Origin of the sequence: Streptomyces griseosporeus (assembly GCF_014656055.1) — a bacterium.
GTDB lineage: Bacteria > Actinomycetota > Actinomycetes > Streptomycetales > Streptomycetaceae > Streptomyces > Streptomyces griseosporeus.
The window spans coordinates 1,231,982-1,255,851 of sequence record NZ_BNBR01000001.1 but is presented as its reverse complement, the minus strand read 5'-3'; the positions used below and the strand labels follow the sequence as shown (position 1 = coordinate 1,255,851).

Annotated in this window: 22 protein-coding genes; 12 read left to right on the top strand and 10 right to left on the bottom strand. The window is 73.8% G+C overall.

Features of this window, described 5'->3' with window-relative positions; all coding sequences use genetic code 11:
• Positions 1-68: 68 nt before the first annotated feature.
• On the bottom strand, positions 69-1,190 hold the full coding sequence (locus tag IE308_RS05550) for an ATP-grasp domain-containing protein (protein ID WP_110633189.1): 1,122 nt from the start codon (positions 1,188-1,190) through the stop codon (positions 69-71).
• 258 nt (positions 1,191-1,448) lie between these two features.
• Here IE308_RS05550 and IE308_RS05545 point away from each other — a divergent pair, with 258 nt between their 5' ends.
• Positions 1,449-2,309: a metallophosphoesterase family protein gene (locus IE308_RS05545; protein WP_110633192.1), complete on the top strand. Its 861-nt coding sequence runs from the start codon at positions 1,449-1,451 to the stop codon at positions 2,307-2,309.
• Positions 2,306-3,118, top strand: a complete 813-nt coding sequence (locus IE308_RS05540; protein WP_190216812.1) for a 4'-phosphopantetheinyl transferase family protein — start codon at positions 2,306-2,308, stop codon at positions 3,116-3,118. Before IE308_RS05545 ends, IE308_RS05540 begins: the two co-directional genes overlap by 4 nt.
• On the opposite strand, the gene IE308_RS05535 is transcribed toward IE308_RS05540, so the two are convergent.
• From IE308_RS05535 to IE308_RS05525, 3 genes are all read right to left on the bottom strand, one after another.
• Positions 3,115-3,339 carry a hypothetical protein gene (locus IE308_RS05535; protein ID WP_110633198.1) on the bottom strand — a complete coding sequence of 75 codons (225 nt, stop codon included), beginning with the start codon at positions 3,337-3,339 and terminating at the stop codon, positions 3,115-3,117. The two genes, IE308_RS05540 and IE308_RS05535, sit on opposite strands and share 4 nt — an antisense overlap.
• A 141-nt stretch (positions 3,340-3,480) precedes the next feature.
• Positions 3,481-4,029: a toxin-antitoxin system, toxin component gene (locus tag IE308_RS05530; protein WP_110633201.1), complete on the bottom strand. Its 549-nt coding sequence runs from the start codon at positions 4,027-4,029 to the stop codon at positions 3,481-3,483.
• A 15-nt stretch (positions 4,030-4,044) separates the two neighbouring features.
• Positions 4,045-4,701 (bottom strand): helix-turn-helix domain-containing protein, encoded by a 657-nt coding sequence (locus tag IE308_RS05525; RefSeq protein WP_110633203.1) that lies wholly within the window; start codon positions 4,699-4,701, stop codon positions 4,045-4,047.
• 240 nt (positions 4,702-4,941) lie between these two features.
• Here IE308_RS05525 and IE308_RS05520 point away from each other — a divergent pair, with 240 nt between their 5' ends.
• Positions 4,942-5,610 carry an MmyB family transcriptional regulator gene (locus tag IE308_RS05520; RefSeq protein WP_190216811.1) on the top strand — a complete coding sequence of 223 codons (669 nt, stop codon included), beginning with the start codon at positions 4,942-4,944 and terminating at the stop codon, positions 5,608-5,610.
• A 72-nt stretch (positions 5,611-5,682) separates the two neighbouring features.
• On the opposite strand, the gene IE308_RS05515 is transcribed toward IE308_RS05520, so the two are convergent.
• Together IE308_RS05515 and IE308_RS05510 are read right to left on the bottom strand one after the other, a co-directional pair.
• Entirely contained in the window at positions 5,683-6,471 is a 789-nt protein-coding gene (locus tag IE308_RS05515; RefSeq protein WP_229908709.1) for a cache domain-containing protein, read from the bottom strand.
• 37 nt (positions 6,472-6,508) lie between these two features.
• On the bottom strand, positions 6,509-7,243 hold the full coding sequence (locus tag IE308_RS05510) for a FadR/GntR family transcriptional regulator (RefSeq protein ID WP_110633211.1): 735 nt from the start codon (positions 7,241-7,243) through the stop codon (positions 6,509-6,511).
• A 115-nt stretch (positions 7,244-7,358) separates the two neighbouring features.
• On the opposite strand from IE308_RS05510, the gene IE308_RS05505 reads away from it, so the two are divergent.
• The 6 genes from IE308_RS05505 (at position 7,359) to IE308_RS05480 (ending at position 14,614) form a co-directional block, all read left to right on the top strand.
• On the top strand, positions 7,359-8,396 hold the full coding sequence (locus tag IE308_RS05505) for an ABC transporter ATP-binding protein (protein WP_190216810.1): 1,038 nt from the start codon (positions 7,359-7,361) through the stop codon (positions 8,394-8,396).
• Between the two features lie 40 nt (positions 8,397-8,436).
• Positions 8,437-9,636 carry an ABC transporter substrate-binding protein gene (locus IE308_RS05500; RefSeq protein ID WP_190216809.1) on the top strand — a complete coding sequence of 400 codons (1,200 nt, stop codon included), beginning with the start codon at positions 8,437-8,439 and terminating at the stop codon, positions 9,634-9,636.
• On the top strand, positions 9,633-10,508 hold the full coding sequence (locus tag IE308_RS05495) for an ABC transporter permease (RefSeq protein WP_110637273.1): 876 nt from the start codon (positions 9,633-9,635) through the stop codon (positions 10,506-10,508). Before IE308_RS05500 ends, IE308_RS05495 begins: the two co-directional genes overlap by 4 nt.
• 18 nt (positions 10,509-10,526) lie before the next feature.
• Entirely contained in the window at positions 10,527-11,342 is an 816-nt protein-coding gene (locus IE308_RS05490; RefSeq protein ID WP_110633219.1) for an ABC transporter permease, read from the top strand.
• Between the two features lie 263 nt (positions 11,343-11,605).
• Positions 11,606-13,657 carry a phosphocholine-specific phospholipase C gene (locus IE308_RS05485; RefSeq protein ID WP_190216807.1) on the top strand — a complete coding sequence of 684 codons (2,052 nt, stop codon included), beginning with the start codon at positions 11,606-11,608 and terminating at the stop codon, positions 13,655-13,657.
• A 75-nt stretch (positions 13,658-13,732) separates the two neighbouring features.
• On the top strand, positions 13,733-14,614 hold the full coding sequence (locus IE308_RS05480; protein WP_110633223.1) for an LURP-one-related family protein: 882 nt from the start codon (positions 13,733-13,735) through the stop codon (positions 14,612-14,614).
• A 46-nt stretch (positions 14,615-14,660) separates the two neighbouring features.
• Here IE308_RS05480 and IE308_RS05475 read toward each other — a convergent pair whose 3' ends face one another.
• Positions 14,661-15,623 carry a DMT family protein gene (locus IE308_RS05475; RefSeq protein WP_190216806.1) on the bottom strand — a complete coding sequence of 321 codons (963 nt, stop codon included), beginning with the start codon at positions 15,621-15,623 and terminating at the stop codon, positions 14,661-14,663.
• Entirely contained in the window at positions 15,620-16,420 is an 801-nt protein-coding gene (locus tag IE308_RS05470) for a phosphatase PAP2 family protein (RefSeq protein ID WP_190216805.1), read from the bottom strand. Before IE308_RS05470 ends, IE308_RS05475 begins: the two co-directional genes overlap by 4 nt.
• Positions 16,421-16,589: 169 nt before the next feature.
• Between IE308_RS05470 and IE308_RS05465 the strand changes: the two genes are divergently transcribed.
• Positions 16,590-17,204, top strand: a complete 615-nt coding sequence (locus IE308_RS05465; RefSeq protein ID WP_110633229.1) for a TetR/AcrR family transcriptional regulator — start codon at positions 16,590-16,592, stop codon at positions 17,202-17,204.
• 173 nt (positions 17,205-17,377) lie between these two features.
• Here IE308_RS05465 and IE308_RS05460 read toward each other — a convergent pair whose 3' ends face one another.
• A complete protein-coding gene (locus IE308_RS05460; RefSeq protein WP_190216804.1) occupies positions 17,378-18,487 on the bottom strand; it encodes a DUF2510 domain-containing protein in 1,110 nt (369 codons plus the stop codon).
• Positions 18,488-18,563: 76 nt separating this feature from the next.
• Positions 18,564-22,304 carry a CHAT domain-containing protein gene (locus IE308_RS05455; protein WP_190216803.1) on the bottom strand — a complete coding sequence of 1,247 codons (3,741 nt, stop codon included), beginning with the start codon at positions 22,302-22,304 and terminating at the stop codon, positions 18,564-18,566.
• A gap of 89 nt (positions 22,305-22,393) precedes the next feature.
• Here IE308_RS05455 and IE308_RS05450 point away from each other — a divergent pair, with 89 nt between their 5' ends.
• Together IE308_RS05450 and IE308_RS05445 are read left to right on the top strand one after the other, a co-directional pair.
• A complete protein-coding gene (locus tag IE308_RS05450; RefSeq protein WP_190216802.1) occupies positions 22,394-22,792 on the top strand; it encodes a hypothetical protein in 399 nt (132 codons plus the stop codon).
• 27 nt (positions 22,793-22,819) lie between these two features.
• Entirely contained in the window at positions 22,820-23,704 is an 885-nt protein-coding gene (locus IE308_RS05445) for a hypothetical protein (RefSeq protein ID WP_190216801.1), read from the top strand.
• Positions 23,705-23,870: the final 166 nt, after the last annotated feature.

Here is a 23,870-nt window from a genome sequence, read left to right as displayed (position 1 = left end):
AATCTCGCTGTCAAGAGGTGGAGCGGAATTGGTCCATACCTGTAGGAGGTCCGGGTTCCGGCCGCCGCCTACAGCGGCAGGGCCTGGGCCGCCTGGGCCGATTCCACCGGCGCCGCCGGAGCGGGCGCCGGCACGGCCGGCAGCGGCTCCCGCTGCTGCGGCAGCGCGACCGGCCGCAGCGGGCGCGGCCCGGACACCACCGTGTAGTCCTGCCCGAGGAAGGGCGGCACGATCTCCCCGGGGTCCTCCCCGAGCGCCAGCTGCACCGCCGCCCACGGGGCGTTGACCCCGCACAGGGACAGCTGGTGCAGCCCGCCGGCCGGACGCGTGTTGACGTCCATCAGCACCGGCCGCTCACCGAACATCCGGAACTGGATGTTGGACAGGTAGTGCAGCCCGAAACCCTCGGCGAGCCGCCGCGCCGGCTCCAGCCACTGCTCGTGCAGGGTGAAGCCCCGGCGCCGCCCGTTCTTCGTGCGCCCCACCGCGAGACGCACCCGGTTGTCCGGACCGGTCAGGCAGTCCACCGACACCTCGGGCTGCTCCAGCCGCGGCATCACCAGCCAGTCCACCGGCTCCTCGGCCCGCCGCAGCGCGTCCAGCACCAGGTCCAGCTGCACGTACGGGCCGGGGAAGCCGTTGAGGTGCGCGAGCGAGAAGGGGGCGCGTGTGATCACGCGGAAGCCCACCCCGCCCGCGCCGGACGCCGGCTTGAAGCACGCCTTGTGCCCGGCCGCCTCCAACTCCTCGACAGCCGCGAGGAGTCCGTCGGCGTCGCGCACTCGCCGCCATGGCGGCACCGGCACCCCGATCGCCTGGACGGCCTCGTAGGCGATCACCTTGTCCTGGAACACCGCGACGGCCTCCGGTGGCGGCGCCAGCAGCGCCGTACCGGCCGCCGTGAACTCCGCGCGGTGCGCGACGATCGCGGCCTGGTGCAGCCGCGGCACGAACACGTCGATGCCGCGCCGCCGGCACTGGTCGAGCGCGTACTCGACGTACCCGGCCGGGGACAGGCCCTCCGGCTCCAGCTCGGCGGTGTCGGCGGCGGCCAGCACGGGGGAGTCGGCGTCACCGTGGGTGGCGTGGATCTCGACCGCGCGATCGCTCGGATTTCGCCGCAGCTGATCCATGAAGAACACGTTCTCCGCGTACGTGCGGTTGAGCCAGACGCGTACGCGAGAGACCATGCAGGCCGCCTTTCACGGTTCGCGGGCAGGGCGAAGCAGCCCGTGCCCGGGCAGGGGGGAGGGAGGGTCACCAAACCGCCCTGTCAGAAGGGAGTTCCGGCGGTGGTGTCGGGCCAGATCATACGGCTTTCAAGGGGCCCCGCGTGCAACGCGCGTGTTACGGAATCCCCCGCCCCGCTCCGCCCCTGGCGGGGGTGCTTGTCCCGGGCCCCCGAATGTGTTGTCGTGGTGCCAGTCGTGCGACCGGAGGGGGAGGACGTGGCGTCGACGGCCGGTGGTGCCGGACAGCTCCTGGCCATCAGCGACCTGCACATCGGATACCCGGAGAACCGGGCCCTGGTGGAGCGGCTGCGCCCCGGCACGGACGACGACTGGCTGCTCGTCGCCGGTGACGTCTCGGAGAACGTCGCCGACATCCGCTGGACCCTGAAGACCCTCGCGAGCCGCTTCCGCCAGGTCGTCTGGGTGCCCGGCAACCACGAACTGTGGACCCACCCGCGCGACCCGGTGACCCTGCGCGGCGTCGAACGCTACGAACACCTCGTGCACCTGTGCCGCGACCTCGGCGTGCTCACCCCCGAGGACCCCTACCCCGTCTGGGACGGCCCCGGCGGCCCGGTCGCGATCGCGCCCCTGTTCCTGCTGTACGACTACTCCTTCCTGCCGCAGGGCTGCGCCACCAAGGAGGAGGGCCTGGCCTACGCGCACGGCACCGGCATCGTCTGCAACGACGAGTTCCTGCTCCACCCCGACCCCTACCCGAGCCGCGAGGCGTGGTGCCGGGCCCGGGTCGCCGAGACCGAGCGCCGCCTGTCCGGCATCCCCGAGGACCTGCCCACGGTCCTGGTCAACCACTACCCGCTCGACCGGCACCCCATGGACGTCCTGTGGCACCCGGAGTTCGCCATGTGGTGCGGCACCCGGCTGACCGCCGACTGGCACCGCCGCTTCCGCGTCGCCGCCATGGTCTACGGCCATCTGCACATCCCCCGCACCACCCACCACGAGGGCGTCCGCTTCGAGGAGGTGTCGGTCGGCTACCCCCGCGAGTGGCGCAAGCGCTCCACCCCGCCCGGCCGCCCGCGCCGCATCCTGCCCGCGGAAGACGCCCCCAGGTGATCGGGGAACTCCTGCCCGGCTCCGTCGTCACCGTCGAAGCCCGCCTTGACGAGGGCGACACCGCGGCCCTGGAGGCCGGCCTGCACCCCGAGGAGGCGGCGCTCGTGGCGCGGGCCGTCACCAAGCGCCGCCGCGAGTTCGCCGTCGTACGCTCCTGCGCCCGGCGCGCCATGGTGACGCTGGGCGTGCCGCCGCAGCCGGTGCTCTCCGGCGACCGCGGCGCACCCCGCTGGCCGCGGGGCCTGGCCGGCAGCATGACCCACTGCGACGGCTACTGCGCCGCCGCCCTGGTCCGCGCCACCGACCTGGCCTCCCTCGGCATCGACGCCGAACCCCACGGGCCGCTGCCGGAGGGCGTGGGCCCGGCCGTGACCCTGCCCGCGGAACGGGACCGGCTGCGCCGCCTGGCCGCGGCCCGCCCGGAGATCCACTGGGACCGCCTCCTGTTCAGCGCCAAGGAGTCGGTGTACAAGACGTGGTTCCCCCTCACCGGCAAGTGGCTGGACTTCTCGGAGGCGGACATCGAACTGTGGGCGGACGACGCCGGAACCGGCGGTGACGCCGGAACTGGAAGTGACTCCGGCCCCGGCGGTGACTCCGGCCCCGGCGGTGACGCCGGCACCGCCGCACACGGCGGTCTGCGCGCCCGGCTCCTCGTGCCCGGCCCGACCGTCGCCGGCCGCCGCGTCCCGGCCTTCGAGGGGCGCTGGACGGTCCAGCAGGGCCTGGTGGCCACGGCCATCGCCCTGCCGTACGACCAGGGCGTGTCCGCACAGTCCGGACCACACGCGGGATCCGGCACCCCCTAGCCCGCCGACCCCCACCCCCGCAGCAGCCGGAAGAACTCCTCCTCGTTGCCCGCGAGTCCCGCTCCGGCCAGTGCCTCCTCGGCCTCGGCGAGCACCGAGGGCGGCACCACCGCCGGCCGCGCCCCGTCGGCCTGCGCGAAGGAGGCCCGGACGGTCTGCAGCAGCCGCAGATAGGCCTGGACGGCGGCGCGTTCACGGTCGGTCAGGACGGCGGTCGGCATGGCTCGGTCTCCCCGTGGATCGCAGCAAGGTGTCACTCCCCAGCTTGCCGCCCGCCACTGACAATCGGCCCGAGCCGCCTCCGGGTTCGCCCGCTCAGCGCAGCGCGCGGGAGCACGGCGACGCCGGCTCCCGCCCCCGGGTCAGCCCCGGTACCCCAGGGACGCCCCGATCCGCCCCGCCAGATGTTCCGCCTGCCGGTTGTCCTGCCCTGCGCCCCGTGCCGCCCCCGTGAGCCAGGTGCGGCACTTGCTGGCCAGGAGCAGGCCGAACCGCTCGGCGTCCTGCTCCTCCGCCAGGTCGAACCGGGTGCGGGCCGCGACCGCGCGCACGGTCGCGGTGAGGTCGGTGGTGTCGTCGAGGAGCCGGGCGGCGACGCCGGCGCCGTCGACGTGGTGGCCGCCGTGCCCGGCCTGCATGTGCCACAGCTCGTGGCCGAGGATGACCAACTGGTGCTCGGGCGCGGTGCGTTCCTCGATGACGACGAGGTCCTGGTCCGCCATGTCGAGCCAGAGCCCGCTGGCGGTGCCGGGCGGGAAGGCGGACGTACGGACGCGGACCGGGCGCCCACGGCGTCTGCTCATCGCGCCGCACAGGGCGGTGTACAGCTCGTCGGGCCGGGCCGGTGCCGGGAGGTCCAGCTCGGCGACCAGTTCGCCGCACAGGCGGCGCATTTCCTTACCGATGCCCACAGTTGTCTCCCGGGATCACGACTCGGGCCGCTTGACGCTTTCCAGGAGCATGTCGAGCCATTCGGCGACCTTGTCGCGGTGCTGGTCGGTGGGCAGTTGCGCGGCCCGCCAGGCGATGCCGCGCACCCCGTGGTCCTGCAGGAGCCGTTCCAGCGGGTCGTCGGCGGCCTCGGCGGCCGCCCGTTCGCGGTCGGCGAGCTTCTGCAGGAGTTCCTGTTCGGTGCGCTGGAGCGCGCCGGCGAGCGCCTCGGGGTCCTCGGCGGTGAGGAAGCCGGCGTGGACGCGGAAGAAGCGCTGGAGGGCGTCGCAGTGTTCCATCGTGGGCCGCCGGTCGCCGTTGATGAGGGCGCCGGCCTGCTGCCGGGACATGCCGGCGCCGTCGGCGATCTCCTGCTGCGTGTACTTGCGGCCGTTGGGCTTCAGCCGGGTGCGGCGCAGCAGGTCCAGGCGTTGCAGGAAGCGGGCCTGCACATCGGGCTCGCCGGCGGGTCTCCCGCTCAGCAGGGCCTTGACCACGGGTTCGGGGACGCCGCACTCGACGGACAGACGCGCGGTGTCGAAGACCTCCGCGTGCGCGACGCCGAGCCGGTCGGCCAGTGCGGAGACGCGGGCGGCGACGGCGGACAGAGCGGATGTAGCCGTGGCGCCGGGAACCTCGTAGCCATCCGTCACCGACTCGTCTCCTGTGTCTCTCACAGCCCTCTCACAGGCGTCGCGCCGCGCTCGGGCGGTCACTGTGAACTGCCGGGAGATTATCCGCTCGTTCGAACTCACATCCAGGTCTCGCCACAACTGTGGCCAATTTCAGCCGTCAACAAGCGCGAAATGCCACGATAGTTGACATGGCTCGCGCCGGGGCAGCAGGATCGGGGCGCCGCGTGAAGGCGCATAGGCAAGAGGGGTGACCTCCCGATGGCATTTCAGGCAGGAGGGCAGCGGCCGGCGCCGCGGCCGGTCCTCGAGAGCCCCGAGGCTCAGGCGTACGTCCAGGACTACGCCCTGCTCGTGGAGGCGGTCTCCTTTCCGTCCTTCGTCGTCGACCACCGGTGGGACGTCGTGGCGGCCAACAGCGCTTTCGCGTCACTTTTCCGGGCGGTCGGCCCCCATCCGACGGCCATGCCGGGGGACAACTTCCTCCGGTTCGTCCTGTTCCACCCGGATGCCTCCGCGGTGCTCGGTGATCACGAGTCGAGCTGGTGCCTGCCGATGCTGGCGCAGCTGCGCACGGCGCTGGAGCGGCATCCGCACGACCACGGGCTGCAGACGGTGCGCCGGGACCTCGCCCAGGACCCGCTCATGGAAGCCGCCTACCGGCAGGGCCTGCCGCACTGGATCAGCGCGGTCGGCGAGGAGGCGGTGCAGCAGGACGGCGCGGTGCGTCCCCTGGTACATCCCGATCCGCGCCGGGGCGCCGTGGAGTGCCGCATCGTGGAGGAGGCGCCGCGCACGCTGCGCGAGGTGGGCTGCACCCGGCTGACGCTGGTCCTGCGCGAGGCCCGCCGCCCGGCCCCGGCGTCGCGCACCCGCCCCGCCCGCCGGCACGCGGCGCACCTCACGGTGGTGCCCACCCCGGAACCCTGACCGGGCACCGTCGGCGTTCAGGTCGCCGACGGCGCCTCGGTCAGCGCACAACACCACGTTCGGCGATCCCGCTCACCCCACCACCAGCACCAGCGGCACACCCCCGCACGGCACCATCCGCACCCCCGCGCCCGCCACGGCCCGGCCCCGCTCCAGGACCGCCGCGACGTCGGCGCCCCGGGTGAGGGAGCCGGCCAGGTGTGCCGGGTCGGCGGAGGCGGCGACCCGGCCGCGGGCGTTGACCAGGCGGGCCGGCCGGGGCAGCTCCCGCAGCAGGGGCAGCACGGCCGCCTCGAAGTGGCGCAGGTAGACATCGGCCGCGGCGACGCCGGCGAAGCGTCCGCCGGCCTCGACGGGCGCGGACAGGGTGAGGCTGTACTCGTCGGAGCAGAGGTAGTCGACGTAGGGCCCGGCGACCGCGCGCCGACCGGTGTCGCGGGGCAGCGCGAACCAGTCCCAGTGGGTGTAGTCGGAGTACGCCGACCGGCCGGGATCCAGGTCCGGCAGCAGCGGCCGTACCCCGCCCCCGGCGCACGACTGCCACCACTCCAGCCAGGCCGGTACGTCGCCCAGCAGGCCCGGCGCGGCGACGAAGCCGAGCCCGGAGACCAGCTCGTGCCGGGCGAGCCGCAGATGCAGGCCCGGGCGCAGCGCGGCGAGGTCGGCCGTCGCGGGGGTGCGGCCCTCGCCCAGGACACGGCCCAGCAGGGCGGCCGTCTCGGCGCGGGTGGCGGCGACCGCGTCGAAGACCGCTTCGAGGGCGCCGCCGACGCGGGCCGCGACGCGTTCCTCGGCCTCGGTCCGGCGAGTGGGCGTCACCGGTGTCCCGGCGACGTCGACGAGATCCGGGCTCGCGCTCATGGCGCCCTCCAGCGGACGGGGACCGGACCGGGTGTGCCTACAGCGCGAGCCGTACGGCGATCAGCCGCGCCGTCGACTCCCGCACGCACCGCTCGGCCAGCGCGCCGGCCGAGTCGTGCGCCCCATCCTGCACCGCCGAGATCACGGCGCGTTGACGTTCCGCTACTTCTTCACGATATGCGTCGTCGCTCAGCACGAGGCAGGGCAGCGCCCCGATCTCGGTCTGCAGGGTGACCTGTTCGCGGGTGAGCCGGGCGGACTGCGCGGCGGCCGCCAGCTCGACGTGGAAGCGGCCGTAGACACGGCTGCGGGCCGCGGCGTCCCCGGCGCGGGTCAGCTCCTCGACCGTTCGGCGCAGCGGCCGAAGGTCCTCGGGCGCGGTGCGGTCGGCGGCGAGTCGCGCGGCGGCTCCGGACAGCGCGGCCCAGTGGTCGCCGAGGTCGCGCAGCTCCTCGGTGCTCCAGCCGCGCAGCCGGGCCTTCAGCCGCTCCTCGGCGGGGACCGCGGGCTGGGACACGAAGCTGCCGCCGCCGCGTCCGCGCCGGGTGGTCACCAGGCCCTGCTGGCGCAGGGCCATCAGGGCCTCGCGCAGCGTCACCGTGGAGACGCCCAGCAGGCCGGCCAGTTCGCTCTCGCCGGGCAGCTGCTCCCCGTCGGCGAGAAGGCCCAGCTCTATGGCGTCGCCCAGCCGGTGGACGACCGCCTCGACGCGCGCCAGATTGTCGACCGGCGCGAAAATGGCTCTACGAGCCCCGCCGTCAGTCGGTTCCATCACGGCCACCACCTTGAACGTTGCGCAAGCTTTACCCTAAGGGGGCCTTGAGATTTGAACTATGACTTCATATGTTTCCCGCCGACGTAAGCGAGCGCCAGAAAGGTTGCCGCCCATGGAGGGGATTGCGATCCGGTTGCGGGATCTGCGCAAGTCGTTCGGGGAGACGACCGCCGTGGCCGGGATCGACCTGGAGGTCCGCGACGGGGAGTTCTTCTCCATGCTGGGGCCCTCCGGTTCGGGCAAGACGACGGTGCTGCGCCTGATCGCCGGGTTCGAGACCCCCACCGGCGGCCGGATCGAACTCGCCGGGCAGGACGTGACCGGTCTCGCCCCCTTCGAGCGGGACGTGCACACCGTCTTCCAGGACTACGCGCTCTTTCCGCACATGACGGTCGAGCAGAACGTCGCCTACCCCCTCCGGATCCGCAAGGTCCCCAAGGCCGAGCGCCTGGTCCGGGCCCGCAAGGCCCTCGCCGAGGTCCGCCTGGAAGGCTTCGGCAAGCGGCGCCCCGGCCAGCTCTCCGGCGGCCAGCGCCAGCGCGTCGCCCTCGCCCGCGCCCTCGTCGGGCGCCCCCGCGTCCTGCTGCTCGACGAGCCGCTCGGCGCCCTCGACCTCAAGCTGCGGGAGCAGATGCAGGTCGAGCTGAAGGAGCTGCAGCGCGAGGTCGGCATCACCTTCGTCTTCGTCACCCACGATCAGGAGGAGGCCCTGACGATGAGCGACCGCATCGCCGTCTTCCACCAGGGCCGCATCGAGCAGGTCGGCACCCCCGCCGAAGTGTACGAACGCCCCGCGAGCCCGTTCGTCGCGTCCTTCGTCGGCACGTCCAACCTGCTGGAGGGGGAGGCGGCCCACCGCGTCGTCGGGACCCCGGGCACCTACAGCATCCGGCCCGAGAAGATCCGGATCCTCAAGGAGTCCGCCGACGCCGACCTGCCGGAGCACACCAGCGCGACGGGCACCGTCGCCGAGGTCGTCTATCTGGGGGACGTGACCCGTTTCCTGGTCGACCTCGACGCCGGCGGCCGGCTCGCCGCCCTCCAGCAGAACCTGGAGACGTCCTCCGCGGACGTCGCCGCGTACCGCGGCACCCGGGTCCGCCTGCTGTGGCACCGACGCCACGCCGTCGAGGTGCCCGGCTCCCGCTGACCACCCCCACGCCAGGCCCACTCACCCCTGGGAGATCGTCGTGCGCCTCACCCGTACCCTCAAGGCCGCGGCCGCCGCCGCGGTGCTCGTCGCGGCCGCCGCCTGCGGCTCCTCCGACTCCGGCAACGGCTCCTCGTCCGGCGGGCTCAACCCGCCCGACCTGAAGCAGCCGTCCGAACTCGGCAAGACCGAGGGCAGAGTCAACCTCATCGCCTGGGCCGGCTACGTCGAGGACGGCTCCAACGACCCCAAGGTCAACTGGGTCTCCGACTTCGAGAAACAGACCGGCTGCCAGGTCAGCTCCAAGGTCGCCGCCAGCTCCGACGAGATGGTCAAGCTGATGAAGACCGGCGAGTACGACGCCGTGTCCGCCTCCGGCGACGCCTCGCTGCGGCTCATCGCCTCCGGCGACGCCGCCCCCGTAAACACCGACCTCGTGCCGAACTACAAGGACGTCTTCGCCGGGCTGAAGAACGGCTCCTGGAACTCCGTCGACGGGCAGATGTACGGCATCCCGCACGGCCGCGGCGCCAATCTGCTCATGTACAACACCGACAAGGTCCGGCCCGCGCCCACCTCGTGGGCGGCGGTCTTCGACGACGCCCCGAAGCACAAGGGCCATGTCACCGCCTACGACTCGCCGATCTACATCGCCGACGCCGCCCTCTACCTCAAGGCCACCCGGCCCGAGCTGAAGATCAAGGACCCCTACGCCCTCGACCAGAAGCAGTTCGACGCCGCCGTGGACCTGCTGAAGAAGCAGAACGCCAGCATCGGCGAGTACTGGAGCGACTACCTCAAGGAGGTCTCCGCCTTCAAGAGCGGCGACTCCGTCGTCGGCACCACCTGGCAGGTCATCGCCAGCCTCGCCGCCGACGAGGGGGCGAAGGTCAAGGCCTTCGTGCCGAAGGAGGGCTCGACCGGCTGGTCGGACACCTGGATGGTCTCCTCCAAGGCCAAGCACCCCAACTGCGCCTACAAGTGGCTCGACTGGATCGTCTCCCCGAAGGTCAACGCCCAGGTCGCCGAGTACTTCGGCGAGGCACCGGCCAACTCCAAGGCGTGCGCCCTGACCAGCGACAAGAACTTCTGCACCACCTACCACGCGAGCGACGAGGACTACTGGAAGCGGATCGCCTTCTGGAACACGCCCATCGAGCAGTGCCTGGACGGCCGCACCGACGTGAAGTGCGTGCCGTACGCCAAGTGGGTCCAGGCGTGGACCGAGATCAAGGGCTGACGCCCGTGGCCCGGACGGCCGGCCGGCTGGCCGGGGTGCTGCACCGCCATCCCCGGCTCCGGCTCACCCTGCTGCTCACCGCCCCGCTGCTGTGGCTGGCGGTGCTCTACCTCGGCTCGCTGACGGTGCTCTTCGTCTCCGCGTTCTGGACGACGGACTCCTTCACCTCCCAGGTGGTGAAGGTCTGGTCCACGGACAACTTCCACGCCCTGCTGACCACCCCGGTCTACCGGCAGGTCGTCGTCAGGAGCGTGGCCGTCGCCCTCGCGGTCACCGCGCTGTGCGCCGTGATCGCCTTCCCGCTCGCCTTCTACACCGCGCGGGTCGCCAAGCCGAGGTGGCGGCCGCTGCTCGTCGTCGCCATCCTCACCCCGCTGTGGGCGAGTTACCTGGTCAAGGTGTACGCCTGGCGGCTGATCCTGTCCGAGGGCGGGCTCGCCGACTGGATGCTCGGGCCGTTCGGCACGGGCGGGCCGGGCTTCGGACTGCCGGCCACCGTCCTGACCCTGACGTACCTCTGGCTGCCGTACATGGTGCTGCCCATCCACACCGCGCTGGCGCAGCTGCCCTCCGGCCTGCTCGACGCCTCGGCCGACCTCGGGGCGCGCAGCTGGCGCACCTTCCGGTCGGTGGTGCTGCCCCTGGTGCTGCCGTCCGTCGCCGCCGGCTCGATCTTCACCTTCTCGCTGAGCCTCGGCGACTACATCACCGTGCAGATCGTCGGCGGCAAGACCCAGCTCATCGGCAACCTCGTCTACGCCAACATCGAGCTCAACCTGCCCATGGCCGCCGCGCTGGGCACCGTCCCGGTCGTCGTCATCGTGCTGTACCTGCTGTTGATGCGCCGCACCGGTGCCCTGAGCAGCCTGTAGGAAGCCCGGAGGAGCCTCATGCACCTGTCCCGTCCGGCGCGCATCGCGCTGCGCGCCGCCGCGGCGCTCGGCTTCGCGGTGATCTACGTGCCGCTGCTGCTCGTCCTCGTCAACTCCCTGAATCCCGACCGCAGCGCGAGCTGGCCGCCGCCCGGCCTGACCCCGCACTGGTGGTCGGTCGCCTGGCGGAACTCCGGGGCGCGCGAGGCGGTGTGGGTGTCGGTGAAGGCCGGCCTCGGCGCCACCGCCATCGCGCTGGTGCTCGGCACCCTGATCGCGTTCGCGGTCGCCCGGCACCGCTTCTTCGGCCGCGGCACGCTCTCCTTCGTGGTCGTCCTGCCGATCGCGCTGCCCGGCATCGTCACCGGCATCGCCCTCAACTCGGCGTTCGGCACGGTGCTGAAGCCGCTCGGCGTGGGCCTCGGCCTGTTCACCGTGGTCGTCGGCCACGCCACCTTCTGCATCGTCGTCGTCTTCAACAACGTGGTCGCCCGGCTGCGCCGTACCTCCGGCTCGTACGAGGAGGCGGCCATGGACCTCGGCGCCAACACCTTCCGCGCCTTCGCCGACGTGACGTTCCCGCTGGTGCGCTCGGCGCTGCTGGCGGGCGGGCTGCTGGCGTTCGCGCTCTCCTTCGACGAGATCGTCGTCACCACCTTCACGGCGGGGCCCGGCGTGGAGACCCTGCCGATCTGGATCTTCAACAACATGACCCGGCCCCAGCAGGCACCCGTGGTGAACGTCGTCGCCGCGGTCCTCGTCCTGCTCTCCGTGATCCCGATCTACGTCGCCCAGCGCCTCTCGGCGGACACGGCGACCGGCAGCCGCGTCTGACCCCCCACCCCGTAACGGCGCCCGCGCCCCGGTGACCTCTCCGGGCGCGGGCGCCGTGGTGCGTGGTTGCTGAAGGGGTGTTGCAGGGGGATCGCAGACCGCCCCTTCGGCGCCGGTCCCCAACACCTCGCGTACCGGCGACTTTCACACGGGCGCCACCGCACCCTTCCCTGACGTTTGGTGCTCCTGGAACACTCCTTTCGCGCGCGTTCCGTCACCACCCGGCCGGTCGACCCGTCCCCTGGCAGAGAGGTCCCTCAGTCATGCCCGACGTCAACCGGCGCAGATTCCTCCAACTGGCGGGCGCCACCACGGCGTTCAGCGCACTGTCGGCCAGCATCCAGCGGGCGGCGGCGCTGCCGGCGCACCGCCGCACGGGGTCGATCGAGGATGTCGAGCACGTCGTCGTCCTGATGCAGGAGAACCGTTCCTTCGACCACTACTTCGGCTCGCTGCGCGGAGTGCGCGGCTTCGGGGACCCGCGCCCGGTGACCCGGCCCGACGGCACCTCCGTCTGGCACCAGTCCGACGGGACCCGGGACATCCTCCCCTTCCGCCCCGACGCCGACGACCTGGGCCTCGCCTTCCTCCAGGACCTGCCGCACGGCTGGAACGACGGGCACGCCGCCTTCAACGCCGGCAAGTACGACAAGTGGGTGCCCGCCAAGGGCGCCACGACGATGGCGTACCTCACCCGGGAGGACATCCCCTTCCACTACGCCCTCGCCGACGCCTTCACCGTCTGCGACGCCTACCACTGCTCGTTCATCGGCTCGACCGACCCCAACCGCTACTACCTGTGGACCGGGTACACCGGCAACGACGGCACCGGAGGCGGCCCGGTCCTCGGCAACGAGGAGAAGGGGTACGGCTGGACGACGTACCCCGAGCGGCTGGAGAAGGCCGGCGTCAGCTGGCGGATCTACCAGGACGTCGGCGACGGCCTCGACGCGAACGGCTCCTGGGGCTGGATCACCGACGCCTACCGGGGCAACTACGGCGACAACTCGCTCCTCTACTTCGACCAGTACCGCACCGCCCAGCCGGGCGACCCGCTGTACGACAAGGCCCGCACCGGCACCGACCACCGCAAGGGCGAGGGCTACTTCGACCGGCTGCGGGCCGACGTGAAGAACGGGACGCTGCCGCAGGTCTCCTGGATCGTCGCCCCCGAGGCCTTCACCGAGCACCCCAACTGGCCCGCCAACTACGGCGCCTGGTACATCGCCCAGGTGCTGGACGCGCTCACCGCGAACCCGGACGTGTGGGCGAAGACGGCCCTGTTCCTCACCTACGACGAGAACGACGGCTTCTTCGACCACGTGATACCGCCCTTCCCGCCCGGCTCGGCCGCGCAGGGGAAATCGACCGTCGACCCGGGCCCGGACCTGTTCCCGGGCGACGCGAGCCATGCCGCCGGTCCCTACGGGCTCGGCCAGCGGGTGCCGATGCTCGTGGTCTCGCCGTGGAGCAAGGGCGGCTACGTCTGCTCGGAGACGCTGGACCACACCTCCGTCATCCGGTTCCTGGAGCGCCGCTTCGGCGTGCGCGAACCGAACATCTCGCCCTGGCGGCGCGCGGTCTGCGGCGACCTGACCTCCGCCTTCGACTTCTCCGCGACGGACACCCGGCCGGTCGCCCTGCCGGACACCGCCGGCTACGAGCCGCCGGACCGCCTGCGCCACCCCGACTACGTGCCCACGCCGCCCGCGCACGGCGTCCTGCCCCGGCAGGAGCGCGGGCAGCGGCCCACCCGCCCGCTGAAGTACGCGCCGTACACGGACGGTTCGGTGGACGCGGCGGCCGGGAAGTTCACCCTCACCTTCGCCTCCGGCGCGCAGGCGGGCGCCGCCTTCCTGGTGACGTCCGGCAACCGCACCGACGGCCCCTGGACGTACACCACCGAGGCCGGCAAGACGCTCGCCGACACCTGGAACTCGGTGTACTCCGGCGGCTCCTACGACCTGACCGTGCACGGCCCCAACGGCTTCCTGCGCGCCTTCAAGGGCCGCAACAAGGCCGCCGGCCCGGAGGTCACCGCACGGCACAGCGGGAGCGGCCTCCAGCTCACCTTCACCAACAAGGGCTCCGGCACGGTGCGTCTGACGGTCGCCGACGGCTACACCGGCACCCGGCGCACCCTCAGCATGCGTCCCGGCGCCACCGTCCGGCAGAGCGTCGACCTCACCGCGAGCAGGCGCTGGTACGACCTCACCGTCACCGCCGAGGGCGACCCGGCCTTTTTGCGGCGGTTCGCCGGACATGTCGAGAACGGGGCGCCGGGCGTCAGCGACCCGGCGATCGCCACCCTGTGAGGTGGGTGAAGCGGCGGTGAACAGCGAGCCGTAGGGTCTGGTCACGGGCTGGTGGGCTCGGGGTAGTGTGCCCCGGTGACCACGCATTCGAACACACCTGCAGGCTGGTACCCCGATCCGCACGGGGCGCCCCAGACACTCCGTTACTGGGACGGAGCGCAGTGGACCCAGCACACCAGCCCGGACCAGCAGGCCGCGGCCCAGGCCCAACAGGCCCCCGCCCAGCAGGCCGTGCCGGTCCAGCAGGCCCACCAGCCCGCGCAGGCCCCGCACATACCCCACCAGGCCGGCCCCGACCAGCGCGTGCAGCGCCAGGTGCAGCAGCAGGCCGGGGTGGCCGGCGGCGCCGCGGGCGGCGGCACCCTCTTCTCCGAGCCGGTGCTGGTGGTGAACCAGAAGGCCAAGCTGATCGAGCTGACCAACGAGTACAAGGTCATGGATCAGAACGGCAACCAGCTCGGCGCCGTCGTCCAGGTCGGGCAGAGCTGGTTCCGGAAGATCGTGCGCTTCCTGTACAGCATCGACCAGTTCATGAAGATCAGGCTGGAGATCCGGGACGCCTACGGGCAGCCCGTCCTGCTGCTGACCCGCCCGGGCAAGATCTTCAAGTCGCGGGTGATCGTCGAGCGCCCGGACGGCACCCCGGTCGGCGAGATCGTCCAGCAGAACGTCTTCGGCAAGATCAACTTCGCGATGAACGTCAACGGCCAGCAGGTCGGCGCGATCAAGGCGGAGAACTGGCGGGCGTGGAACTTCGCCATCGTCGACCACGCCGGCAACGAGGTCGCCCGGATCACCAAGACCTGGGAAGGCCTCGCCAAGACGATGTTCACCACCGCGGACAACTACGTCCTGCAGATCCACTACCAGCTGCCCGAGCCGCTGCTGAGCCTGGTCGTGGCGACGGCGCTGACCGTCGACACCGCGCTCAAGCAGGACGCGCGCGGCCTGGGCTGACCGGCCGCCGCCCCGGCCGCCCGCCGCCCCGGCCGGGGCCTGTCGTTCACAGGGGCGTGAGGCGTCCCGGGTCCGCCGGGCGGGGCACCAGCGCGGGTTCCGCCGACGCCCCCGCCGGGTCCAGCGCGAGCACCGCGGCCACGGGGTGCGCCTCCTCGGCCGTATCGTCCCGCTCCTCGCCCACCGGGGCGGCGGGCGCGTTCGCCCGGGTCAGCAGGACGACGCCCCAGGCGGCGAGCCCCGCGCCCGCCAGTGCCAGCAGCGCGCCCAGCGCCCCGCCCTGCAGCCGCTCGCCCAGCAGGGCCACGCCGATCACGGCCGCGGCCACCGGGTTGGCCAGGGTCACCACCGCGAGCGGGGCGCCGAGCCCGCCCCGGTAGGCGGTCTGCGACAGCAGCAGGCCGCCCGTGGCGAACGCCGCGACCAGCAGCGCCACCCCGACCACCTGCATGCTCAGCAGCGGACCCGAGCGGTCCGTCGCCGCCACCGTCACGGTCTGGGTGAGCGCCGAGGCCACCCCGGAGGCGACCCCGGAGGCGGTGGCGTGCCGCAGGCCCGGCCGGGCGCCCCAGGACAGCGTGCCGATCAGGGCGGCCGTCGCACCCGCCACCGCCAGCGCCTCCGGCACGCTCAGCACGTCGTCCGGCGCCGGACCCGACGCCGTGACGAGGATCGCGCCGAGGCCCAGCAGGGTGAAGCCGGTGCCGCGCCACTCCAGCGCGCCGACCCGCCGCCCGGCCAGCCGCGCGCCCATCGGCACCGCCGCGACCAGCGTCAGCGCGCCCAGCGGCTGCACCACGGTGAGCGGGCCGTACTTCAGCGCCACGACGTGCAGCAGCGCCGCGGCGGCGTTCAGCGTCACCGACCCCCACCACGCGCCGCTGCCCAGCAGCCGCAGCAGGCCGGTGCCGGCGGACCGGGCGGCGAGCCGCTCCTGGGCCACGGCGGCGGCCGCGTAGGCGACCGCGGAGAACAGGGACAGGACGACGGCGGTCAGGGCGGCGCTCATCGGTGCGCCCCCACGAGTTCGCGCTCCGGGGCCGGGGCGAGGTCGTCGCGTGCGCGGCCCGCCGTCGTGGCGGTGCGGCGCGGAAGGTGGATCACCGCGAGGGTCGCGCCGAGCAGGGCGGTGGCCACGAGCGCGTCCAGCCAGTAGTGGTTGGCCGTACCGACGATGACCAACAGGGTGAGGGCCGGGTGCAGCAGCCACAGCCACCGCCACCGGGAGCGGGTCGCCGCGATGAGACCGACGGCGACCATCAGGGCCCAGCCGAAGTGCAGCGACGGCATCGCCGCGAACTGGTTCGAGAGGTGGTCGGTCCGCGGCGGCCCGTACACCGACGGGCCGTACACGGCCGCGGTGTCGACCAGGCCGGTGGCCGCGAGCATCCGCGGCGGCGCCAGCGGGAACGCCAGGTGCAGCGCCAGGGCGGCGGCGGTGACGGCCGCCAGCACCCGGCGGGCCCACACGTAGTGGGCGGGGCGCCGCAGGTACAGCCAGACCAGGAACGCCGCGGTGACGGGGAAGTGGACCGTCGCGTAGTAGGTGTTCGCGAGGTGCACCAGGGTGTCGCCGTGCAGCAGCAGCGACTGCACCGAGCCCTCGCCGGGCAGCCGGACCGCTCGTTCGAGGTCCCACACGCGGTGCGCGTTGTGGAAGGCCTCGCCGGTGTGGCCCGTGGCCAGTTGCCGGCCGAACTTGTAGACGAGGAAGAGACCTGCGACGAGCAGGAGCTCACGGACGAGCGGGGGCCGCGCTATCGCGTCGGACTCCGCTTCTTCTTCAGGCTCGGTGCGGGCATTCATCCCCCGGCCCCTTCGCTGACGGTGGTGCGTGGGTGGTGCGTTGCCGTGTGGCTGAACACGGCATCGATACGACGTCGTACCGATACGCCAGTGTACCGATACGCGCGGGTACCGGTACACTGGCGTATCGATGACGTTCGGCACACCATGGATCCGAGGAGAGACACCGATGACGTCGCAGGCCGCGGACGGGCCGGAGACGACCGCCGCATCGCGCCGCTCCAAGCTCACGCCCGAGCGTGAGCAGGAGTTCTTCGACGCTGTCCTCGACCAGATCCGCGAGTGCGGGTACGACGCCGTGACCATGGAGGGCATCGCCGCCAGCACCCGCTGCAGCAAGTCCACCCTCTACCGGCAGTGGAAGACTAAACCGCAGTTCGTGGTGGCCGCCCTGCGCTCGCGCCGCACCTCGCGGCTGACCGGGATCGACACCGGCTCGCTCGCCGACGATCTGCGCGAGGCCGCCCGCGCCGCGGGGGACTGGGCGGTGAAGGACACCAAGCTGCTCCAGGCGCTCGGCCACGCCGTCACCCAGGACGCCGAGCTGGCGGGCGCGCTGCGCGAGGCGCTCGTCGAGCCCGAGGTCGCCGCGCTCAAGGAGATCCTGCGCCGCGGGGTCGAGCGGGGCGAGGTCGCGGCCGGCCATCCGGCGCTGGAGTTCGTGCCCGCGCAGCTGTTCGGCCTGCTGCGCGTCCGGCCGATCCTGGAGGGTCAGTACGCCGACCAGGACTACCTGGTCCGCTTCACGGAGGTCGCCGTGCTGCCGGCACTCGGCCTGACCTAGGGACCGTCAACAGGCCCTGAGACCCAGGCCGCCGTCCACGGGATGACTGGACGGTGGTCTGACCGCGCCGCACCGTGGGGACGGGGGCGGCGCGCACCCCCCGGCCGGGTGGGGTCCCTCTTGAGCGGAGAGGGACCCCGCCCGGCCGATCGCTCTCACGGGCTGGACGGCCCTTACACCTCCTGCCCGTTGCCGCCGCCGGTCGACGCGGCCTGGATGCCCCGGGTGATCTCGTCGATGACGGACACGTCCTGGTCGGCGTCGACGCCGAAGCGGACCACCACGATCTGCCGGGAGTCGGCCGGGGAGGGGAACGCCAGCGACTCGACCACGCCGTCGGCGCCCTTGCTGGTGACCGCCTTCCAGCGGACCAGATAGCCCTTCTGCCCGGCCACGGTGACGGCCTTCGCGGCGAGCTGCTGGTGCGAGGTGATGCTGCCGTAGGTGGCGCCGCCGTAGGACTCCTCGGCGTTGTCCGCGATGTCCGCCTTGGCGACCTCCTCTGCCGTGCTGCCGCGGGTGCCCAGCGCGAACGCGGGCGCCGAGTACGCGCCGCCCTTGGTGCAGGTCTTGCTGGTGTCCCCGGGGCACTTGTAGCTGTCGTTGTCGGTCACCGCGGCGCCGGCCGCGCTCTCCTGGCCGTACCAGCCCTTCGGGATCGGCAGGCTGATGCCGCTGACCCGGTCCGTCACCGCCCCGCTCTCGATCCGCGGCGCCTCGGACTGCCGCGGCGAGGGCGAGGACCCGCCGCCGCCCGGGCCGCCGGGACCGCCGCCGTCCGGCCCGCCGGGCGTGGGCTGTCCCTGCCGGGCCTCGTCCCGGCCGCCACCGCCGTCGTCCTTGGCCAGCGCCCACACCCCGACCCCGATGCAGGCGAGCACCGCGACCGCGGCGGCCACGGCTATCCCGGTCCGCACCCCGCGCCGCCCGCCCGGCGCCGGCGGCACGCCCGGGTAGCCCGGGTGCACCGGGTAGGGCTGCGCGCCGTACCCCGACTGCGGGCCGTACCCGAACGGGTTTCCCTGCCCGGGCTGTGCGCCGTACCCGGGCGCGCCGGGCGGAGTCGAGGCGCCCGGGTACGCCGGGAACGCCGTCTGCGTCGGCGCCGCCGGGTCCGCCCCGGCGGGCGCGGGCGGCTGCCCGGGCGGACCCCACGCGGCGGCCGGCCCCGCGGGGCGCGTCCGCTCCGTCCACGCCGTGCCGTCCCACCAGCGCTCGCCGGCGGGACCGTCATCTGTCTGCCCGGGGTCGGGGTACCACCCGGGGGGAGTCACCTGCGTCATGGGCCTACGGTATGAGCCCTCGCTGAAAGCCGGATGAGAGGCCCCCGCGCCCGGCCCCCTGGTGCAGGGCGCCAGACTAGGGTCCGAGATGGATGTGGGAGGCCCACAGGTGCGGTTCGCGCGGATGCGCGGCGCGTGCCCGGCGGACGGCGGTGTGCAGTGCCGCCGCCGCCTCGTCCGTGGCGGGGGCGCCGTCCTCCCGTCGCAGGCGCGTGTACACGTCCCGGGCGATGTCCGCCGCGGCGGCGTCCTCGATGGGCCACAGGGTGCCGATCACCTGGCGGTATCCGGCGAGTTGGAACGCGCTCGCGAGATGGACGGCCTCGTCGGCCAGGGCGACACCGCCCGTCGCGGACTGGCAGGCGGACAGGTAGGCGAGTTCCGCGGTACCCAGCCGGAGGCGGCTCAGCTCCAGGACGTCGAGAATCCCGTCGTGCAGGCGCAGATGCCCGCGGGAGGGGTCCTCCAGGTCCTGGGCGCCGTGGCAGGCGAAGTGGACCACGTGACTGGCCGGCAGGGCGCGCAGGACGGCGTCCCGGGTCGCCCCGCCGTCCACCAGCTGCCGCACACCGGGGAAGAGACGCGCGATGTCCTCGCTCTCGCGCCGGGCGTTGGGCAGGCCGTCGCCGGGCAGGGCGACCACCGTCACCCGCGTGGCCCCGGGCGCCCGCACGGCGTTCCGGGCGTGCGCGAGGGCACCGACGGTGGGCGCGTAGGAGGACACGACACGGTCGAGCACTCCGTCGTCCGCCCGTCCGGCGGCGTGCAGGGGCAGCAGCGTGAGCAGTCCCGTCGGCACCCACCACAACCGGGGCGGTGTCCCGTCCGGGGGCACCGCACTCAGGCCGAGGGCGTCCAGCACGGGTTCCGCGGCGGCGTCCCACAGCCAGGCGAGGGTGTCCTCCAGGGCCGCGCGGGCGCTCGGCTTCGCCGGGTCCTGCAGGGCCAGGTAGAAGTCGACGACGTACTCGGCCACCCGCTGCGGTGTGACGTCCGGAAGCGGCACGGTCAGCAGCCGGCCGGCCGTCAGGACCAGTGCGTCGCTGCGCAGGTCGCAGACGTTGAGGACGACGACCGGGCCCTCGGCGGCGACCCCGCGCAGCCGGGACGCGTCGGGACGCCGCAGGAAGCCGGCGAGGGAGCCGTCGAGCCGGCGGATCCGCTCCACCAGGCCGTCCCACTCCCGCGCCAGCAGCAGACGCCGCTCGTAGTCGGCGCCCGTGGCCGGCCGCGCGTCGGCCGGCGGCTGTCCGGGGACGAGGTCGCCGGACCCGCCCGAGTCCACGGCGTCGCGTATCTCCTCCAGGCGGCGCGCGAGGTCCGGCCGGCGGGACCGCAGCCCGCCGATGTCCGTGCGGGTGTCGAGGGCCTGGCCGAGCAGCACACCGCGACCGTGTTCCAGCATCTCCAGGGCACGCCCGCTGTCGCCCGCGAGGAGCGCGTAGGCGGCGGCGTCCCCCGCCAGCCCCTCGTGGTCGAACAGCAGCCGCTCCTGGTCCCGGCGGGGCAGCCCCCGCCAGGCCAGCAGGGCGAGCAGTTCGGTCGCGCGGGAGGCGCCCGCGACGGCGTCGGGCCAGTCCTCCACGTCCGCGGCGAGGGCCGTCCACGCCTTGGCCGCCTGCAGACGCAGGTGAGCCGGTGCGGCCACCATGTCGGCGACCTCCAGCAGGCAGCCGAGGGCCTCCCGCCGGGTGGCCTCCTCCCGGGTGCGCCGGTACCGGCTCGCCAGTGCCTCGCCCAGCGCGCAGGTGGTGGCGGCCAGGTTGACGACGTCGGCGTCGAACGGCAGCTTGCCGCGCAGGGCGTCGACGGCCTCGTCGATGTCGCTCAGCGGGCCGCCCTGGTCGAAGGCGAGACGCAGGGCGTTGGCGAGGTTGGCCCGCGCGAGCGCGCGTCCGCGGGGATGGTCCGCGGGCCGCAGCTCGACGCCGGCGCGGAGGGCCTCGACGGCCGCCCGCAGGTCCTCGGGCGCGCCACGGTGCTGGAAGCGGGACTGCAGGAGGGTGCCGAGCGTGGCCAGGGCGACCCCTCGGGTCTCGGGGTCGTCCCCGGTGAGCGCGACGGCCCGCCGGATGGCCTCCAGCGCCTCCTCGAGATCCACGTCCTGACGCGTACGGCGGAACCGGCCGTGCAGCCAGGCCGCCAGCATGAGCCGCGAAGCGCGCTCGTCGAACGAACCCGGGGCGGCCGCGGCCACGGCGCGGCGCCCCAGCCCTATCGCCTCGTCGAGATCGGCCAGCCCGCCGACGCGCTGGAACCGCGTCCACAGGCCCGTGCCGAGGGACGTCAGCCTCCGGGACCGGTCCGGGTGCCCTTCCCCGGTCGCGGCCACGGCCGCGCGGAGCGTCTCGATGGTCTCGTCCGGGTCGTACGCGCCCGAGACGACGAACCGGTCCAGGAGCGCCTGACCCAAGTCGGCGAGCCGGTCCGCGCGCCCGGCGTCGGTGTCCGGGGTGGCCGCCACGGCCTCCCGCAGCGCCTCGATACCCCGCGACAGGTCCGCCGCGGCGTCCCGATGGCCGAGTGCGCGCGTCAGGACGATGCCCAGCCGTCCGTACGTCAGGGCGCGGTCCGGATCACCGGACGGCCGGCTCCGCGCCGCCTCGTCCAGCAGAGCGATGCCCTCGTCCGCGTCCCCCGGTGTCCCGTCGCGGTCGTAGCGGCTGATCAGCGCGGAGCCCAGGTTCAGCAGGGTGTGCAGCCGGGAATCGCCCCCGATCGCCGACGACGCGCCGGACCCGGGCTGCGGGGCACCGCCGTGCCAGGTCGTCCCGTCGAAGGACAACGCCGTACGCAGGGCGTCGATCGCCTCGTCGAGGTCCGCCGGACCGCGGCCGCTCACGAAGCGCTCGTACAGCGCGGAGCCGAGGAGCGCGGGAGCCTTGCCCGGGCTGGGACGCAGGTGCGCCGGAACGGCGAGGCCCGCGAACTCGCCCACACCGGCCGGGTCGGCGGCGGTCCGCGCCGCCGCGTCGCGCAGGACGTCCAGCGCCTCCGCCTCGTCCGAGGGCCGCCCGTCGGCGGCGAACCTCTCCAGCAGCAGCCCGCCGAGCAGGGTGAGCGTGACGACCATCTGGGCCGGGTCGCCGGCGACCAGGACGCTTGACTCCCGCAGCGCCTCGACGGCCTCGTCGCGGTCGGAGGCGCTGCCGCGGTCGAGGTACCTCAGGGCCAGCGCCCACCCGAGTTGGCCCACGGCGGAGGCGCCGTCCGGATCGTCCTCGAGCGCGGCCGTCGCCGCACGGAACACGTCGACCGTCTCGTCGACGTCGGCTCCGGGCGTCCCGGTCGCGGAGGCGATCAGGAGTGCCCCGCCCAGAAGGGCCAGCGTGATGCCGCGCTCCGGGTCGTCGGGCCTCGACCGCAGTTCCTGCCGCAGCAGCCGCGCCGCCTCCACGGCCGGTGCGCCCTCACCGGTGCGCAGGGCGTGGACCAGCAGGGCGAGTGCGGGGTCGTCGCCCGGGGGCTCCAGGGCCTCGGACCGGCCCGACAGCGCGATCACCGACTCGGGTACGGCATCGGGGTCCACGCTTTTGATGCGGTCGGCGAGTTCCCGTGCCCGCAAGCGGTCGGCCCGCCCGTCGTCCGGGCCCCGTTCCTCCCCGCACGCAGCGTGGAAACGGGCCAGCGCCCGCAGGGAGGGCAGGTCCACGCGGTCCCCGACGGCTGCGGCCAGCCGTTCTGCCACCGCCCGGGCCGGAGCCGCGAGGACGGCCCGCGGATCGCCGGTGGCGCGGTGGCGGTCGAGCCGCCGGCTGAGACGGCGACGCAGCGTGGCCCTGCGCAGCCCGGTCAGGATGTCGGCGCCGATACCCACGAGCCTCCCCCTCCCTGGCCCGGGTCCCCCAACGGCGGTTGGCAGCCCGGGTGTTGGGGATAACAAACCAGGATATGGGGGGATGCGCCATGGCTCTCGTGCTCGCTGATCTGTGCGACGACTTCTTCGGACTGCTGCGCCTCGCCGAGCGGCGGGGCGCGCGTGACGTCTTCGACGAAGTGGTCGACGTGGTACGGCAGGGGCGACGGCCCGACACCGACCGCCTCGACGCGCTCTTCGCCGCCCTGGGCCTGGACGCGGACGCCGCGGGACCGGGGACGGGTTCTCCCGGTGCGGGCGGCACCAGAACGGCCGGTGGCCAGGAGCCGCCCGGTGGCGTGCCGTCGGTCGCCACGGGCGGCGGCCATGTGGCGGACCGGCCCTACGTCTGCCCGCTGGGGGTCTGCCCGCGCGCGGTCCTGCGGCGGGCCGGGCACGACGCGCCGATGTGCGACATCGGCGAACGGCCACTCGTGACCGGCCGATGACACGAACCACCGGGGCGGGGGCGGAACATGGGCTCGTTGCTGGTCGACGTGGGCCGCAGGATCGCGGACCGATGGCTGAGCGCAGTGGTACTGCCCGGCCTCCTGCTCGTGGGCACGACCGTGGTGGCGCTCACGCTCGGCCACCGGCACGGTCTCGACGCGCGGTTCCTCGTCGACACCCTCGACCGCAAGGCCTCCGGCCTCGACGGGCGGCCGGCGTCGATGGGGGCGCTCGTCGTGGGCGCCGGCCTCGCCGCGACCGCGGCGGGTCTGGTGAACCGGGCCCTGGCCGCACTGGTCGAGACGGTCTGGCTGCGACAGTGGCCGGGCCGCCTGGGCGCCCCCCTGGTGAACAGCCGTCACCAGCGGTGGGAGGCGGCGGACGAGGCCTTCGAGGCCGCTCGCGCGGCGTCCTCGGCCCCCGGCCGCCAGGACCGCCTCGACCGGCTGGCGGCCCGCCGCGCCCGGATCGGCGTCGAGCCGCCGTGCCGCCCGACGTGGATCGGCGACCGGGTCGCGGCCGCCGACCGCCGTGTGTGGCAGCAGTACCGCATCGACCTGGTGGCCGCGTGGCCGCGGCTGTGGCTCATCGTCCCCGACGCCGTCCGGACGGCGATCACCGGCGCCCGGGACCGGCTGGACGCGGCGACCCGGCTCACGGCCTGGGCGGTGCCCTACGCCGTGCTCGCGACACGCTGGTGGCCGGCCGCCGTGATCGCCCTCGCCGCGGTGGTGGCGGGACGGCAGCGGGGCAGGAGCGCGGCGGCCGGCCTGGCCGACCTCGCCGAGTCCGTCGTGGACCTGCACGGCCACGACCTCGCGGCGGCGCTGCGCATCGAGGCGCCCGCGGGCCACCCGCTCTCCCACGCGGTCGGGCTGCGCATCACCGAACAGCTGAGGAAGGGCGCATGAAGGGGCCGCCGGATCCGTGCGCGGCGTCAAACCCGGGCGACGGACGGTCAATTCTCCGCGCCCGGTGTCCCGTTGACGCCGACCGCGCGCCATCGCGCCCCATGTGCCGCCGCGCCCTCTACCCCCTTTCACCCGTCACGGCAACAGGTCCGCCGACCCTTGTCCG